The sequence below is a fragment of the Spiroplasma kunkelii CR2-3x genome, assembly GCF_001274875.1.
GTDB classification, from domain to species: Bacteria; Bacillota_I; Bacilli_A; order Mycoplasmatales; family Mycoplasmataceae; genus Spiroplasma; species Spiroplasma kunkelii.
In genome coordinates this window covers 509,053-524,286 of record NZ_CP010899.1, presented here as the reverse complement: position 1 = coordinate 524,286, position 15,234 = coordinate 509,053, and the positions used below count along the sequence as shown (strand labels likewise).

Genomic DNA, 15,234 nt, shown 5'->3' with positions numbered 1-15,234 from the left:
TATAACTACGAAATGGAATTACTTAATATTGTCCATCTGCTAAACAATAATCATAAATACCTTGTATTAATTCACATTTTAAATTAACAAATTTATTTTGTACAACACTAGAAATAGCATCAGCAATAATTTCACCTTTAATGTTTGCTTCTATCATATTTAAATCAAATGCTTCATTCATTAATTTTAAATTAAATCTTTTATCAATAGGAACTGGAATTCTTGTTAATCCAATAGTTTGAGTTGTCCCACCATTTGGTAATGAATAATCATTTTGTCATACCACAATATGCTTTTTGCTCTGTTGTATTACCTTGTAATGTAAAAGGTACTTGTGGCACATTAATTGTTGCCATAATATTTCACTTCCTTATTATCTAAGGTTTTTAAGTGTAAAATCAGTTAATTTTTTAATTTCATCAGGTGTATATGCACATTTTTCTTTAATAGTTTCAATTTCATCATTTTTATTTTCAGTAGATTTTTCAATCATATCTTTAATAAAATTAGTTGGTGAAATTAATTGTTGTTCTTCAACAAACAAATCAGGTTTTAATTCTTTTAAAGTTTGCATTCTTTCATTTAAAGAATTACCACTAACTTTATCTAAATTAGTTTTAATATCTTCAATTTTAGTTGATGTAACATCTTTAAAAGCTTTTAATTCATCTAATTCATTAGCAACTTTTAAATACTCTTCTTTTGAAATAGTATCTGTTCTTTTTTGTAAACTTTCTCTAATTTGTTTTGCTTAATTATTAAATTCATTTAATATATTATCTGCTATTTCAGCACTTAAACCTTGTTCTATTAATTGTTCTTTTGTAATTGCCATTTTATTATAAACCTCTATTTTTTTATTCTTGTTCGATTAACAAGTCAGCATAAACTCTTTTTAAGGCGGAAAGCTTAAACCGTAAATACGCTTTTTTAACAAAAGATTAAACCATTACCTTTATTATATACTATTACTTTACTAATACAATACTTTTTATATATATAAATATCCACACCACACAACCACAACTAAACTTAATATATTTCATTGCTAATATAGGCATTAAAACGCGTAATAAAAGTATTTACAAACAACTTATATTTATATACAATTAAATTAATTACAGGAGGTTTTATATTTATGGTAAATAAAAATATAAGAATTGAAGAAATAAATAAAAATTATGAATGATTTAATAAACATAGAGAAGAAATATTAAAAGAAAACCCACAAAAAAATGGTTATTATGTAGTTTTAGTAAACTGTAAGATAAAAGGTTTATACAAAACTTATAAAGAAGCACAAAAAAATGCTCCCGATAATGGTTTATATTCTATACAAAGATTAGAAAATAATAATATAGTAAATATGATGGGATTTTTTAGTTTAAATGGGTAAAGTAGTTAGATATTTTGATAATAATTTTCCTGGCGCATTTGTTGCTATTGGAAAACCAAAAAATAAAAACACTAATTTTGAAGTTAAACAATGAAAACATTGTTATGGATTAATTAATACTTGTGCTTCTACTAAAATAATGTCTAAAAAATAGCTGATGATTTAAATTTAGAAGAAATTGGAAAAGCAGTAATAATGACAGCATCACATGAATCTGTTGATGCTTTTAAATATGACGTAATGATTGTTATTAGTATTAGTGTAAATGAAAAAATAGAAATTAAATAAATAAATAATAAATTATCTCCTTTTGCTTCAGGAGATTTAATTTCAACAAGAATTTCTGCTATTACATCAGAATCTATTGAAAAATAGGGCATTCAAATGCTTATAGGTATGGATATAATTGGTAGTGGTCAGTTAACTATAACAGATGGAATGTTTATATTTTCAATAGGATAATTAATAAATAAGGAGACATACACATGAAGAAATGATTAAATTTATTTGGTGCAATTACATTATTGGGAACAAGTGCAACAAGTTTAGTTGCTTGTGATAAAACACAAGAATATACACCCGAAGAATTAGCAAAATTAAAAGAAGAAAACAAAATAAATACTGATAACCAAGAAATTAAAGACAATTTAGAATGAATAGCACCACAAGAAAAACAATTTAATACAGTTGATAATAAATGATATTATGTAGTATGAAAAGGTCAAAATTGAAATATTAGTAAGTTTAAATATGATAAGTGATGAAATAAAATTTCAAAAAACTTAGAAACAAAATTTAAAGATTTATATTATATTGATGAAGATGAATACTTATATTCATGAAAAAAATTTCCACAATTTATTAAATCAGTTTATCGTTGAAATTTAGATACACAAGAACCTGATTTAATTATTGATGATAATGGTAATATAAAAATTAATGGAGAATAAAAAAAGATTTAATATCTCTTTTTTATTTATCTTGGTTTAATAGTAATTTTAACAGCACATAAAATTAAATTTAATAATCATGTTAAAAGAACAAATCAATTTGTTTTAATCAATAATTTATAATGGTCAAATGATTATTGATATAAGCGGAAAATAATTAAAATTTAAATTAAAATCCCTACGGCAAAAACAGAAACAAAGAAAATTAATACTACATAGGCTAAATTAAAAAGAACATTATTGAAAACAAAATTATTTACTGGATAAATAATTCCAATTTGTCAAAAGAAAAAAATATAAAATAATAATGCTAATAAAAAGAAACTAAGAAACTTATGATAAAAATTATTATGTTTTAGATTCATTATTATCACCTTTTATTATAATTAATACCTTTAAATAATTAAATCACTTTTTATTAATAAAAAATTGCTAACAATAGCAATTAATCATCTAATTTTAAAACAGCCATAAAAGCTTCTTGGGGAACTTCAACTGAGCCAATTGCTTTCATTCGTTTTTTTCCTTCTTTTTGTTTTTGTAATAATTTCTTTTTCCGAGTAATATCACCGCCATAACATTTTGCTAAGACATTTTTACGCATTGCTTTAATATCTTCTCGTGCAATAACTTTATGATTAATGGCTGCCTGAATTGGAACTTCAAAATTTTGCCGAGGGATAATTTCTTTTAATTTTGCACATAAGGCTTTACCACGCCCATAAGCAAAATCACGATGAACAATAATTGATAAAGCATCAATAATTTCATTGTTTAATAAAATATCCATTTTAACTAATTTATTAGGACGATAACCAATAAAATCATAATTTAACGAAGCATAACCTTTACTAATTGATTTTAACCGATCAAAAAAATCAAACACAATTTCATTTAATGGCATTTCATAAGTTAAAATTCGCCGTGTATCATCAATATACTCTAAATTAGCATATGTTCCACGTTTATTTTGACATAATTCCATTAATGAACCAATATATTGCTCAGGAGTCATAATCGTTGCTTTGACAAATGGTTCTTCAATGCGATCAATTTTTTGCACAGTTGGTAATTCTCTTGGATTATCAATACTAATCATTTCCTTATTTGTTAAATAAACATGATAAATTACCGATGGAGCAGTTGCAATTAATTCTAAATTATATTCTCGTTCTAACCGTTCTTGAATAACATCCATATGTAATAATCCTAAAAAGCCACAACGAAAACCAAAACCTAATGCTTGTGATGTTTCTGGTTCATAAACAAGGGAAGAATCGGATAACTGAATTTTTTCTAAAGCTTCTTTTAAATATTTATATTTAGCGGAATCAATTGGATATAATCCACAAAATACCATTGAGTTCATTTTTTTATATCCTGGTAATGGCTGTTGAGCTGGATTAGCAACGGTTGTAATCGTATCACCAACCCGAACATCACGGACCATTTTAATACTTGCTGCTAATCAACCTACTTCACCAGCAACTAATTGATTTTTTTTAACTTCTTTTGGTGTTTTAACTCCTAATTCAGTAACTTCATAAACAACACCAGTATTCATTAATTTTATTTTTTCACCAATATGAACAATTCCTTGTTTAACTCGAATTGAGACCATTACACCACGGTATTTATCATAATATGAGTCAAAAATTAATGCTTGCAATGGATTATTATTATCGCCTTCTAAAGGCGCGGGGATATTTTTAACAATTGCTTCTAAGACCTGTTCAATATTTAACCCTGTCTTAGCACTAATTAATGGTGCATTTGTTGTTGGAATTCCAATTAAATTTTCAATTTCTTCTTTTACACGGTCTGGATCAGCAGATGGTAAATCAATTTTATTAATAACAGGGATAATTGCTAAATTATTATCAATTGCTAAATAAACATTTGCTAATGTTTGGGCTTCAATTCCTTGTGCTGCATCAACAACTAAAATTGCTCCTTCACAAGCTGCTAAACTACGTGAAACTTCATAGGTAAAATCAACATGCCCTGGTGTATCAATTAAATGAAAAATATACTCTTGTTGATCTTGAGCACGATATTTTAACTGAACAGAATTTAATTTAATTGTTATTCCTCGTTCACGTTCTAAATCCATTGAATCCAATAATTGTTCTTGCATTTCTCGTTTTTCAACTGTCCCTGTTAATTCTAAAATCCGGTCTGCTAAGGTTGACTTCCCATGGTCAATATGAGCAATAATTGAAAAATTACGAATTAATTTTTTATCCATTTAAAATTAAAACCCTTTCTATAAACAGTTACATCTCTGATATTATTATACATAATTTTAGCAAAATAACCTGAAATAGCAGGTTTTAATAATAAATAATTATAGTCACATTGAATTTTTAAAATAAATACAATATAATATAATATAAAATTTAAAAAATGAAACTCTGAAACAATTATTTTTAAAAAAGGCATCGTACATTATACATAAAAATTGGCACACTGAAAAATACTATTTAATTTTTAACAATAGTTATTAAAATATAAAATCATAAGTTTTAAGTTGATATTATTTATCACATATAAAAACTAGTGTGCCACAATTAAAATACATGATAAATAATAAATACTAAATTCCTTTAACCATAACACGGAAAAAGCTTAATACTTTAATAATCAAAAAAATTGCAAACGGAATTAAAATAATTCACGCTTTACCTAAGAAAACCATTATCTCAGGTAAAATATTTATTATACCTTCTTTAACTTTTCATAATACACTAGATAAACCAGTTCAAATACCAGTCATACCCTCAGTCATAGTTTTAGGTGTAGGTGCTGTTAAAAAATTAACTGCTGTTATTAAATACATACCTAACATTATTTTTTATCCTCCTTTCTTTCAATTTCTTTTTTTCTTTCCTCTAATTTGTTTAATTTTTTGATAAATTGATAAACCAATTTAAGCAAAAATTTATAATATAATAACAACACTAAATATTGTCTTTAATCAAGTTGGCATATTATATCTCCCCTATAAAAACAAAAAAAATTGAAATTTGCAAACTCGCTCCGCTCATTGTCGCTTTGCTCCTTTAAAAAACACTATTGAAAAAATTATTCCGCATAATTTACTAACGGATAATTTATTCTTTTACTTTTTAATTTCAATATCTTTTGCAATCTTATTAACAGTATTAATAACATTATCTTTACCATACTTTTTAACTAGCGACCGCAAAATAAAATATTGCTTTGTTTGCATAATTTCAACTCCTTAATTAAAAATATTAAAAAAAATTTACTTTCCAAAACTGTAAAAACCAAAAATACAAAATGTTTGTGATTTCTACAAAATAAATAAAAAATGTTATTTAATAACATTTTTAAAACCACGGCTCAAATGGTACATCAAGGCCAAATCAACCATTAATTAAGTCATGAACTGCTTCTATATTAAAATACAACATTACAATTGTTATAACTACTAAAACTAAAAGTACTAACACAACAATTAAAACTATTGCTCAAACTGGTAATTTTCGCTTGCTTGTTTCTTCATCATATTGAAATGGCATTTTTGTTGCATCAATTTTACCCAAAACATTGCTATTATTAAAACCATCTGATGGAGCAAAATCAGGTGATAAACTAAAGCTTGGTGCTGCATTAAAATCTGGTGTTGGTCCAAAATTTGAATTTCCTTGGCCAAAATCATTTTGACCAGAAAAATTAGCACTACCAAAGTCATTTGTTTGATTAAAATCATGGTTTGTACCAAAAGGAGTTCCCTCATTAAACGTATCATCAAAATTATCATCAAAATCGTTATTGATTCCCTGTTGTTGTTTCATCAAATCTGGATTCATAATTGCGTAATGACGACCTGAATCTTGCGAATACTGTCTTTTATTAAAATTAGAATCTTGACCAGCAAATTGTTGCTCTACTTCTGGTGCTACCATTGAAGGATAAGTTAACATTCCGGGATATTGTGACATTTGCGGATAACCCATCATCATTGGATAAGGGAACATTTGCGGATAACCAATCATCGGATTATATGCCCCCATTCCCATCGCATTCATTGGATTAGGAGGCATAATAGGCATAACAAACGGTTGATAAATAATTGGTTGATAAATTGGTTTATTATGTTGCGGTTTAATTTCTGTTCCATTAATTCCCAAAGTTTTTGAAATGTAAGAAGAATTAAAAGGTGGATTAGTTTTTGTTTTAAAATCGTTTGGATTACCAGGAACTCTAATTGGTTTTGTTAGTGGTGTTACTGGTGCATTTTGGTTTAATAAATTATCATTGCCAAAACTATTGTTATTTTCAAACGAATTAAAATGATTTTCATTTCCACCACTAAATTTTGGAACATTATTATTCATACTATATCCCTCCATATCAATATGCCCACTTTTCTTATAAATAAATTATATCACATATTTAAGTAAAATTAAAATAAACTATTGTCATAATTATTAGAAAGGTATATAATTATTTAACATTTTATTTAAGTTTAATACCTTGTTTGTTGTTTTTCACTTTACAAATATTATTGATCTTTTTCATCAACTTCATTAAAAATATGATAACGATGTTTGTATCAAAATAAATATAAAACAATACCTACAATGATAGCTGAAATTAAATCATTTAACCCTAATAATATAAAATAATAAATATTACTTTTGTATGTGCCATCCGATAATCCATGTGTTAAGAAATATCCACATAACATTAAAATTGGTAACACAATAAAAGCACGAAATGAAGAACATAATGCTGTTTTTCGTGCGTTATTAATCCCTTGAAATAACGAAACACCTAAAAATGAAATAGCAGCACAAAGATAACTCATTAACATTAAAACTGCTATTCACCGATATTCATCAACTAAATCAGCAGGAAAAGCAAAAGCCATTAACAATTGTGGCCCAAGAGCAATAAATAATAATAAAATAAAAAGTAATCAACTACTAATAATTGCTAATCCATATCAACAAGTTTGATACATTAGTAAATATTTTTTGCTCCATAATTATACCCAATAATTGTTTTCATCACTTGTGCAATACCTAATGCAATTATTGAAAATAAGACATTAATCGCAATTGCTCCAATTGTAATATAAATTGCAACATGACTTTTTCCATCTGTTTGTAATAATGTTAGTAATAAATAAGGCATCCTGTACGATGAAGCGGCAAAAAACAACTCTTGTTAAAGAGTTGTTTTTTTATTTAAAAACAACCATAAAAAGGAGATGAAAAAAATATGTCTAAAAATACTTTTATTAAATGTAGTAAATGTGGAACACCAAAGCAGTTTCATACAGTTAACCATCGTGAAAAAACAGAATGATTTGAAGATGTTTATTACACTGAATATTAAAATTTTGTTTTTTTAAAACCTTAAATTTTATAAAACAACTTTAAAAATTAAATATATTGGCTCTACAAGTGTTTAATTTAAAATTACATATTTTTTAGGGAAGGTTCCCCAACAAGGCATTTCCGCCGGCATGAAACCATTAGAGCTGTTAACTTGTTTTTTTGCGATTTTGTAAATTAATGACTTTGATTAAGATAGACGCGTAGTGGTGCATTCATAACTATTAATTGCAAGGATAAAAATAAAATCGTGTGCGTAGAGGTTAAATAACTTTTAAGAACTGGGTAAGGATTTCTTAATTAATCTACTAGTGGGGACTTGATGGGGAGGTACTTAATACTACAAGTAACTACAAAATGTAGAACATTGTAGTACTTTGTAGTTAATTGTAAAAAGGAGAATTTAAAAATAACTATGAAAAAGAAAATATGTTTTAAAAAAAGATATTGAGGTTATTGTTTTAAATGTAATAAACAAAATAAATATATTCTTACACACGATGAAATTACTGATGAACATTGAGCATTAAATACTAGAAAGAATTAGGAGGAATTAAATTATGGAAAAAAGATACATATTAATATCAAAAATTTCATTTGATATAGATGACATTGGAAGTGTAAATACAGAAAAATTCTATACATTAGCAGAAGCAAAGGTTGCTGCTAAGCGTGATAATAAAGGCGGATGATTAACAACCATTATTGATTTAGAAAATAAAAATATTGAATGGCAAGGAGATAAATAATATGAAAGAAATTAGAAATTTACAATTATCAGCATTTCAAAAACAAGTTATTAATAAATTAGATGATGAATACTGCTATGAAATTTATACTTATGCATATGATGAAACAATTAAAATTTTTAATAAAAAAATGGAATTAATAATCACAATAAATAAAAGGGATAACTCTGTATCAGAAAATAATCGCCTAGAAGATTATAAAAAAAGAATTAAATTATTAGAACTTATATTAAAGGAAGAAAAATAATATGAGTAAAAATAATATTATAAGATTTAGTATTGATGAATTTTATGAAAAATATCAAACCAAAGAAGATGAAAATTATTCTAAATATGATTTTACCGCAGGTCATTATTATGTTGAAAATGATTGATCATTAAATTTTAAAGAATTACATCTTGATAAATATAATATTGATGAATTTAAACAGTTAATTGAAGATTATGATAATAATCGTAAAAATTGAGAAAAAACCGAAATTTGTAAAGATTGTGAAAGAAGAAAAAGAAATCAAGAATCTTGTAAAGAAGGGAATGAATAATATGTATAAAGATGAAAATGGAAATATTTATACTGAAGAAGATTTATTTAATGAAGCATTAGAAGAATGTCATTCAGAAGAGAGTGCTTATGACTATATTGAGACATTAATTGAAGAAAAGAATTTGGAGGAATTATAATATGAAAACATTAAAAGATATGATTCCGGACTTAACAGGAGTTACTGTTGAAAAAGAAAAATTAAATCAATATTTAGAAAGTGAAAGATTAGATTTAGAAGATGCTAATTTATGAGATGCTAATTTAGAAGGTGCTTATTTAAAAGGTGCTTATTTATGTGGTATTAAAATCACAAAAAAACAATTAGAACAATTAACTATTGAGGAGGATAAATAATGACAAAAACAGAATCAATTAAATTTGATAAATTACAAGAAGAAAATGATGCACTTAAAGCAGAAAATGAAACACTTAAAAAAGAACTTGCTGAAAAAGATAAAGAGTGAGAAAAACTTGTATTAGAAATATATGATTTACAACAACGCCAATTATATAAAGAAGATTTTGATGAATATTGTCAATATGTAAATGGTCGAAGAGAAGATACTTTTATTATAAAAGATAAATCTTTATATAAAAAATTACCTAATAAGGAGGTGAAATAAATGAGTGATATTGTAAAAAATACAGTAAATAATATTACATTTCATTTTCCTTTAAAAGTAGATGATTTTAAAAATGAAAGTATTTTAGCATATAATGTTCAAAAATTTAAAGAAGAAAATAAACAAGAATTAACTGAGTATATTTTTAGACATATTAATCATTATGCTTTAAATGGTTATCAAAATGTACATTTAAAAGATATTCCAAGTGCTATTACTAAAAATAATTTTGTTTTTAAAGAATGATTAGAACTTATTCAAAAATTATTAGATGAACATAATAGAATTGGAAAAATAATTACTAATTATAGAAATTATATTGAAAGATATAGAGTTGAAATTAATAATAATATGACGCAAGCACGCATACAAAAGCAACAAGAGTTTTTAAAAGAACAAGAATTAAAAAAACAGGAATTAATTGAAAAAACAAATAATTTAACACCTGAGATGGGTCTTGATATAGACCAAATTCAAGATGAACAAGTTCGTGTAATGGAACAAATTGAGCAAATTGATAAATCATTAGAACAAAAAGAATTAAAAAAAGTTGGTATTAATTTAATAAAAGAAAAAATATTAATAAAAGATATTGAAATACTGGGCATTGATAATGATTTTTTAGAAAATGCTAATCAATATGAATTAGTTCAATTAATTAAAACTTATTTAGTTATTGATGAAAAAATTGTTAAAAATGAAATTAAAGCACAATGAGATAGTAATGTAAATACTAATACTATTGGTATTAAAGGTATTAAATTCAAAATAAATAAAGGAGTGAAATAAAATGATAACTGAATTACAACAATATATTAAAGGTGCAATTATTAAATATGAATTAAAAGTTAATGATAAATATTTAAAAGAAAATATTTTAGCACTTGAAGAATTAAAAATGAAAAATGGACAAAGTTATATGCAGTTAGTTAATACTGCTGATAATACTAAAATTACAGCATTAGGTATTATTAAATTAAGTAATAAAGGGTTAATTTTTGGAAAAGATTTTAATATTATTCCATTTAAAAATAAATTAACTACTGTTATTGATAGTAAAGTTTATTGTAAAAGAATTGAAGAATCAGGATATAGTCCAAGAAAAGCAATTATTTTTAAAGGTGAGAAATTTGAATGAGATAGTTTAAATTCATGTCCTAAAATACATGAAATTAATTTTAATGCAAATACTAGTGATTATAATGAGATTATTGGTGCTTATGCTTTTGCAAAAGATAAAAATGGTAATTATCAAGGTATTTTATTAAGAAAAGCAGATATTGAACGATTAAAAAATAGTAGTCCGAGTGGAAATAGTGAATATTCACCTTGAAATAAATGACCAAAAGAAATGGTTGAAGCAAAATTATATCGTAAATTAGCATTAGAAATGGGAATTGATATTTCAGATATTGATTTAGATGAAAAAGAAATTAAAGAAGATGGTAATTTTGAATATATTTCATTTAAAGATATTAATGTCGCCAAAAATAAGGGGCAAATTAGCGATGAACCATTATCATCGGCATTCTTAATAAAAATATTAGATATTGTTTTTTCACTCATTTTAGCATTTTCTATTGTATGCAAAATATCTTTATATCTTTTTCCATCACCTAAAAATGAAGTAATTTTATTTATTAAATTTTGTTCATTTCTTTGGTATTTTTTTAAACCCAATTCCTCATCTAAAGGATAGCGATTTATATTTTTTTTTCTTATCATCATATTTGACATATAATCTTCTTTTCAAAGGAATATCTCCATATTCTGTTTTAATTGTTTTTGGTAATTTTGATACTACCTTGTATCCTTGTAATATTTCCCCTTGTTGATATAATTTAAATATCTCATTATCTCTATTAATTAATAAATTTTTAACTTCATTTTGTGTCTCGATTGTTTTATTTTCTTTATAATTTTCTAACAAATTCTGTTTTAACTCCATCTTAATTATTCCCTATCTTTAAAAAACATTTTTAATATAACATTATTAATATTTAATTTGATATTTGATAAGTTTATTTATCTTATCATAAATTTAAAAGCAAGGAGATTTAAAAATGAAAGATTTTACTAAAATTAATAATAAAAAACGAATTACTAGTTATGAGCATTTAAATAAAAAATATGATTTAAATTTTAGTGACTATAATTTTGGTTTTGATTGAGAAGTATTTAAATATTTTGTTGGTGATAACTCCTAAAGGTTGATGAGATTTTGGTACTCATATTAAAAATGCGATGATTTGAATTGTTAACACTATTCCGGGAGTTAAACAAGTTAACGAGTTAGCGAGTGGTGTTGGCAAGGTTTTTGAGACAGTATATAGTTTTTTTAGTCAAATATTTGGGGTATGAAAATTTAATCCTGCATTGTATAGTACAATAACAAATATTTTTTTATTAATTATCTTTATGAAATTTGTACGATTAATATAAAAAAGGAACTGTTATTTAGTTCCTTTTTGTTCTTTTCAGTCAGTAATTTCACCAGTGTTTTCGTTGATTGTTGGTATTTCAGGTTCACCAACGCCATCTCAACGATAAATGTTAATATATTGATATTTTCAATCTATATATTTTCCAATTCATTTTATAATTTTAAAATCATTTTCAATTTTAATAATACCAATATAATTTTTATTATCATTATTTTTTTCATCAATAAAATCATTAGCTAATTTTCAATTACTATTTTCTGGTGGTTGTTGTGTGTTATATGATGGTTTTGGTGATGGTTTTGGTGATGGTTTTGGTTTATTACTTGCCTCGTTTTCATTATTATTTTCTTTATTACAACTGATTAATGTTGTTGTACTTGTTGCGGTTAATCCGATTGTTCCTAAAATACTTATTCATTTTTTCATATATATTGTTTTTTTTTATTGTTTTATATATAATTGATTTTATTATATATCAATTATATATTAATTATTTTGTATTAAATATTAATTTTATATATTTTTGATGGTAGGTGTAAATTAATGAAATATATTATTAATAATTTTAATTTATTTGATTTACAAGCAAAATTAAAAAATTTTTTAAGTAAAAATTATAAAAATAAATATTATAAAAAAATAAAACAAAAAATATTTTCATATATTAATTTGTGTAATGATTATTATATTAATAATGATAAATTTTTGTTGAAAGATTTAATTAAAAAATATTTTAAAAATAAGTTTTCAACTTTTTATTATTGAGCGAATAGAATTTTAATTGCATATAAAAATAATGATTTTGATAAATTGTTATTAAAGTCAACAATTCCTAATAATATTAATTATCAATATAGTAATGATGTTCGTCAAAATATTTGTGATTTATATTTTGAATATTGTAATAAGTGTGCTGGTGGTGTTTTATCTTTATTTTATAATTTAAAAAAAGGGATTAATGGAGAAGAATTAAAAAATAAAGCACCAAAAAATTTAAAAACATTTTTTCGTTGACTTAAAAAAGATGAAAGATGATTAAAAATAAAAAATAAAATTAAAGAAATTAAAAAACAATATCCAAGATATGAAGTTAAAGAAATAGGTTTATTACAGATGGACGCTAAATATTTTGTACCAAGTAAATTTCCAGTTGATAAAAAATATTATGTTTATGATTTTATTGATGAAAAAACAAGATTAGCATTAGGATATGTTTATGATAAAATAAGTATTAATAATGCTATTGATTCTGTTAAAAAAGCAATTAGTGATTTTAAAAATATATTTGGTGTTAAAATAACACGGATTAGAACTGATAACGGTTCTGAATTTATTAATAATTATCGGAATAATCAAAAAAATAATGTTAAAGAAACTAATTTTACTCAATTTTTAACAGATAAAAATATTTTTCATCAGACAACACCTGTTCGTTCTCCACAGTCAAACGGCAAGATTGAAAGATTTCATCAAAATTATACTAAATTATTTGTATTTGAAGAAAAAATATTAAATGTCGTTAGTTTACAGAATAAATTAAATGATTATTATTATTTTTATAATTTTGAAAGAGTTCATAAGTCTTTAAATTTTCAGACACCATTTAACTTTTTGAATAGTTTAATTAAATAATTTTAAATTATTAAGTTTTTGTATTTAAACTAATTTTTAGTTTGTTTAATTTTATATTTTTTATTTATTTATTTTATGATATTTTTATATTATAAATAAATATTTTTATTATTTTTGTTATTTTCTTGTAATCTTTAAAATGTCTGTGGTATACTACATTTTTTTCTCAAATTGTAATATTTTTCACCCATCGGAAGCTAAATCTAAAATATCGTTAATTTTGTAATGTTCCATATAAGAAGCAATTAAATTTCATTTATCTTTAAATAAATTTAAATACATTTTGGCTCATTCTAAACATTGCAAATCATAATGTTTTTTATGATGTGAAATACGGCAATTAGTGGGTTTATAATTAACTCAGTCAAACGATGTTGTTATTTCATCTCAAGTTTTATTAATATACAAACTTTTATATTCTGTCATTTTATCTATACTCCTTAATTATTTTTGCGTAAACCTAATGTTCAGTGTTCATCAGTAATTTTATTTTGTGAAACTGGATAACCTCTAAGCATCAATTCATTTAATTTATTAATAATTTTTTTATTTAACTTTTTCATATTCCACATCCTTACTAGGTAATTTTTTATATAAAGATTTATCTTTTATAATAAAAGTATCTTCTCTTCGACCATTTACATATTGACAATATTCATCAAAATCTTCTTTATATAATTGTTGTTGTTTTAATTCGGCAAGTTCTTTTTTAAGTGCTTCATTTTCTTCTTGTAATTTATCAAATTTAATTGATTCTGTTATAGTCATTATTAATCCTCCTAAATAATATCTAATTGTTCTAATTGTTTTTTTGTGATTTTAATACCACATAAATAAGCACCTTTTAAATTAGCACCATATAAATTAGCACCAGTTAAATAAGCACCTTCTAAATTAGCACCTTCTAAATTAGCACCAGTTAAATAAGCACCTTCTAAATTATCATCTCATAAATTAGCATCTTTTAAATTAGCACGGTGTAAATTAGCACCTTCTAAATTAGCACCTTCTAAATCTAATCTTTCACTTTCTAAATATTGATTTAATTTTTCTTTTTCAACAGTAACTCCTGTTAAGTCCGGAATCATATCTTTTAATGTTTTCATTTAATTTTTTTCCTTTCTGTAAAAAAAACATAATATTCCTTTATTAGTTAATATTTTTATATTTAGTAAATAATTTATTTTATTATTTACTTACTTCGCCGCCCGCTTCACTTTGTGGGTGAGCGGGGGCGGTAGAATATTTTTATAGAGTTTACCCCTCCACGGAAATAAACAAACAATTTACCCAGTTATTAATTACGTTTCATCCATCCCTACACAACTTTATATAAAGAAAATAACCTTTTGGAGCTCCTCCCTCTTGTTTTTTAGTGTCCGATATTGTTTTTTTCGGTTTAACAAAACTCTTTTTATGAAACAAGCAAAAACACACGCTCTGACATTTCGCGGGCGACTAACCCCGCCGAGAATTAAAAAAATAAATATGGGTAAATCCAATCGCTTTCACACTTTCTTTAAGGCT

28 protein-coding genes and 2 pseudogenes are annotated in these 15,234 nt (G+C 24.3%); 15 read left to right on the top strand and 15 right to left on the bottom strand.

Features of this window, described 5'->3' with window-relative positions; translation table 4 throughout:
* Nucleotides 1-22: 22 nt before the first annotated feature.
* Both SKUN_RS02895 and SKUN_RS02890 read right to left on the bottom strand, forming a co-directional pair.
* Nucleotides 23-286 carry a hypothetical protein gene (locus tag SKUN_RS02895; protein WP_053390774.1) on the bottom strand — a complete coding sequence of 88 codons (264 nt, stop codon included), beginning with the start codon at nt 284-286 and terminating at the stop codon, nt 23-25.
* 87 nt (nt 287-373) lie between these two features.
* Nucleotides 374-574, bottom strand: a complete 201-nt coding sequence (locus SKUN_RS02890; protein ID WP_053390773.1) for a hypothetical protein — start codon at nt 572-574, stop codon at nt 374-376.
* Between the two features lie 564 nt (nt 575-1,138).
* Here SKUN_RS02890 and SKUN_RS02885 point away from each other — a divergent pair.
* Nucleotides 1,139-1,396 carry a hypothetical protein gene (locus tag SKUN_RS02885; protein ID WP_053390772.1) on the top strand — a complete coding sequence of 86 codons (258 nt, stop codon included), beginning with the start codon at nt 1,139-1,141 and terminating at the stop codon, nt 1,394-1,396.
* Entirely contained in the window at nt 1,389-1,550 is a 162-nt protein-coding gene (locus SKUN_RS09135) for a hypothetical protein (protein ID WP_158500746.1), read from the top strand. Before SKUN_RS02885 ends, SKUN_RS09135 begins: the two co-directional genes overlap by 8 nt.
* On the opposite strand, the gene SKUN_RS02880 is transcribed toward SKUN_RS09135, so the two are convergent.
* Nucleotides 1,540-1,776 (bottom strand): hypothetical protein, encoded by a 237-nt coding sequence (locus SKUN_RS02880; RefSeq protein ID WP_053390771.1) that lies wholly within the window; start codon nt 1,774-1,776, stop codon nt 1,540-1,542. The two genes, SKUN_RS09135 and SKUN_RS02880, sit on opposite strands and share 11 nt — an antisense overlap.
* Before the next feature lie 105 nt (nt 1,777-1,881).
* Between SKUN_RS02880 and SKUN_RS02875 the strand changes: the two genes are divergently transcribed.
* Nucleotides 1,882-2,346, top strand: coding sequence for a lipoprotein (locus tag SKUN_RS02875; RefSeq protein WP_053390770.1), 465 nt, complete (start codon nt 1,882-1,884; stop codon nt 2,344-2,346).
* 164 nt (nt 2,347-2,510) lie between these two features.
* Here SKUN_RS02875 and SKUN_RS02870 read toward each other — a convergent pair whose 3' ends face one another.
* From SKUN_RS02870 to SKUN_RS02845, 6 genes and pseudogenes are all read right to left on the bottom strand, one after another.
* A complete protein-coding gene (locus SKUN_RS02870; protein WP_053390769.1) occupies nt 2,511-2,711 on the bottom strand; it encodes a hypothetical protein in 201 nt (66 codons plus the stop codon).
* An 80-nt stretch (nt 2,712-2,791) separates the two neighbouring features.
* On the bottom strand, nt 2,792-4,594 hold the full coding sequence (gene lepA / locus SKUN_RS02865) for a translation elongation factor 4 (RefSeq protein ID WP_053390768.1): 1,803 nt from the start codon (nt 4,592-4,594) through the stop codon (nt 2,792-2,794).
* A gap of 348 nt (nt 4,595-4,942) precedes the next feature.
* Nucleotides 4,943-5,194 carry a hypothetical protein gene (locus tag SKUN_RS02855; RefSeq protein WP_053390766.1) on the bottom strand — a complete coding sequence of 84 codons (252 nt, stop codon included), beginning with the start codon at nt 5,192-5,194 and terminating at the stop codon, nt 4,943-4,945.
* Nucleotides 5,195-5,200: 6 nt separating this feature from the next.
* Nucleotides 5,201-5,251, bottom strand: coding sequence for a hypothetical protein (locus tag SKUN_RS10470; protein WP_235511372.1), 51 nt, complete (start codon nt 5,249-5,251; stop codon nt 5,201-5,203).
* Nucleotides 5,252-5,699: 448 nt separating this feature from the next.
* Nucleotides 5,700-6,710 (bottom strand): hypothetical protein, encoded by a 1,011-nt coding sequence (locus tag SKUN_RS02850; RefSeq protein WP_053390765.1) that lies wholly within the window; start codon nt 6,708-6,710, stop codon nt 5,700-5,702.
* A 167-nt stretch (nt 6,711-6,877) separates the two neighbouring features.
* Nucleotides 6,878-7,506 (bottom strand): annotated as a pseudogene (locus tag SKUN_RS02845) (MATE family efflux transporter); the annotation flags it as partial.
* A 624-nt stretch (nt 7,507-8,130) separates the two neighbouring features.
* Here SKUN_RS02845 and SKUN_RS11245 point away from each other — a divergent pair.
* Genes SKUN_RS11245 through SKUN_RS02810 form a run of 9 tightly spaced genes read left to right on the top strand, consistent with a single transcriptional unit; the run spans nt 8,131 to nt 11,330 of the window.
* Complete coding sequence (locus SKUN_RS11245) at nt 8,131-8,262, top strand: hypothetical protein (RefSeq protein ID WP_268794807.1); 132 nt, start codon at nt 8,131-8,133, stop codon at nt 8,260-8,262.
* A 13-nt stretch (nt 8,263-8,275) separates the two neighbouring features.
* Entirely contained in the window at nt 8,276-8,464 is a 189-nt protein-coding gene (locus SKUN_RS02840; protein WP_053390763.1) for a hypothetical protein, read from the top strand.
* 1 nt (nt 8,465) lies between these two features.
* The gene (locus tag SKUN_RS02835) at nt 8,466-8,711 is read left to right on the top strand and encodes a hypothetical protein (protein ID WP_053390762.1); all 246 of its coding nucleotides are present in this window, start codon (nt 8,466-8,468) and stop codon (nt 8,709-8,711) included.
* Nucleotide 8,712: 1 nt separating this feature from the next.
* A complete protein-coding gene (locus SKUN_RS02830; RefSeq protein WP_053390654.1) occupies nt 8,713-9,006 on the top strand; it encodes a hypothetical protein in 294 nt (97 codons plus the stop codon).
* Nucleotides 8,999-9,145 carry a hypothetical protein gene (locus tag SKUN_RS09130; RefSeq protein ID WP_158500745.1) on the top strand — a complete coding sequence of 49 codons (147 nt, stop codon included), beginning with the start codon at nt 8,999-9,001 and terminating at the stop codon, nt 9,143-9,145. Before SKUN_RS02830 ends, SKUN_RS09130 begins: the two co-directional genes overlap by 8 nt.
* A gap of 1 nt (nt 9,146) precedes the next feature.
* Nucleotides 9,147-9,362: a pentapeptide repeat-containing protein gene (locus tag SKUN_RS02825; protein WP_053390761.1), complete on the top strand. Its 216-nt coding sequence runs from the start codon at nt 9,147-9,149 to the stop codon at nt 9,360-9,362.
* A complete protein-coding gene (locus SKUN_RS02820; RefSeq protein ID WP_053390760.1) occupies nt 9,362-9,631 on the top strand; it encodes a hypothetical protein in 270 nt (89 codons plus the stop codon). Before SKUN_RS02825 ends, SKUN_RS02820 begins: the two co-directional genes overlap by 1 nt.
* Nucleotides 9,632-10,420, top strand: coding sequence for a hypothetical protein (locus tag SKUN_RS02815; protein WP_053390759.1), 789 nt, complete (start codon nt 9,632-9,634; stop codon nt 10,418-10,420). It begins immediately after the preceding gene.
* Nucleotide 10,421: 1 nt separating this feature from the next.
* Nucleotides 10,422-11,330, top strand: a complete 909-nt coding sequence (locus tag SKUN_RS02810) for a recombinase RecT (RefSeq protein WP_053390758.1) — start codon at nt 10,422-10,424, stop codon at nt 11,328-11,330.
* Here the strand turns inward: SKUN_RS02810 and SKUN_RS02805 are convergent.
* The gene (locus tag SKUN_RS02805; RefSeq protein WP_053390757.1) at nt 11,265-11,579 is read right to left on the bottom strand and encodes a hypothetical protein; all 315 of its coding nucleotides are present in this window, start codon (nt 11,577-11,579) and stop codon (nt 11,265-11,267) included. The genes SKUN_RS02810 and SKUN_RS02805 overlap by 66 nt on opposite strands.
* 115 nt (nt 11,580-11,694) lie before the next feature.
* Here SKUN_RS02805 and SKUN_RS11605 point away from each other — a divergent pair, with 115 nt between their 5' ends.
* Together SKUN_RS11605 and SKUN_RS02800 are read left to right on the top strand one after the other, a co-directional pair.
* Nucleotides 11,695-11,838: a hypothetical protein gene (locus SKUN_RS11605; RefSeq protein WP_200903018.1), complete on the top strand. Its 144-nt coding sequence runs from the start codon at nt 11,695-11,697 to the stop codon at nt 11,836-11,838.
* Between the two features lie 22 nt (nt 11,839-11,860).
* A pseudogene (locus SKUN_RS02800) lies at nt 11,861-12,073 on the top strand (spiroplasma phage ORF1-like family protein); the annotation flags it as partial.
* An 11-nt stretch (nt 12,074-12,084) separates the two neighbouring features.
* Here the strand turns inward: SKUN_RS02800 and SKUN_RS02795 are convergent.
* Entirely contained in the window at nt 12,085-12,501 is a 417-nt protein-coding gene (locus SKUN_RS02795) for a lipoprotein (RefSeq protein WP_053390639.1), read from the bottom strand.
* 117 nt (nt 12,502-12,618) lie between these two features.
* On the opposite strand from SKUN_RS02795, the gene SKUN_RS02790 reads away from it, so the two are divergent.
* The gene (locus SKUN_RS02790; RefSeq protein WP_053390755.1) at nt 12,619-13,707 is read left to right on the top strand and encodes an IS481 family transposase; all 1,089 of its coding nucleotides are present in this window, start codon (nt 12,619-12,621) and stop codon (nt 13,705-13,707) included.
* A gap of 153 nt (nt 13,708-13,860) precedes the next feature.
* Here the strand turns inward: SKUN_RS02790 and SKUN_RS02785 are convergent, their stop codons facing one another.
* Genes SKUN_RS02785 through SKUN_RS02775 form a run of 4 tightly spaced genes read right to left on the bottom strand, consistent with a single transcriptional unit; the run spans nt 13,861 to nt 14,813 of the window.
* Entirely contained in the window at nt 13,861-14,133 is a 273-nt protein-coding gene (locus SKUN_RS02785; protein ID WP_053390754.1) for a hypothetical protein, read from the bottom strand.
* Nucleotides 14,134-14,147: 14 nt separating this feature from the next.
* Nucleotides 14,148-14,270 (bottom strand): hypothetical protein, encoded by a 123-nt coding sequence (locus SKUN_RS11240; protein ID WP_268794797.1) that lies wholly within the window; start codon nt 14,268-14,270, stop codon nt 14,148-14,150.
* On the bottom strand, nt 14,254-14,475 hold the full coding sequence (locus tag SKUN_RS02780; protein ID WP_053390753.1) for a hypothetical protein: 222 nt from the start codon (nt 14,473-14,475) through the stop codon (nt 14,254-14,256). Before SKUN_RS02780 ends, SKUN_RS11240 begins: the two co-directional genes overlap by 17 nt.
* 11 nt (nt 14,476-14,486) lie before the next feature.
* Entirely contained in the window at nt 14,487-14,813 is a 327-nt protein-coding gene (locus SKUN_RS02775) for a pentapeptide repeat-containing protein (protein WP_053390752.1), read from the bottom strand.
* Nucleotides 14,814-15,234 lie beyond the last annotated feature (421 nt).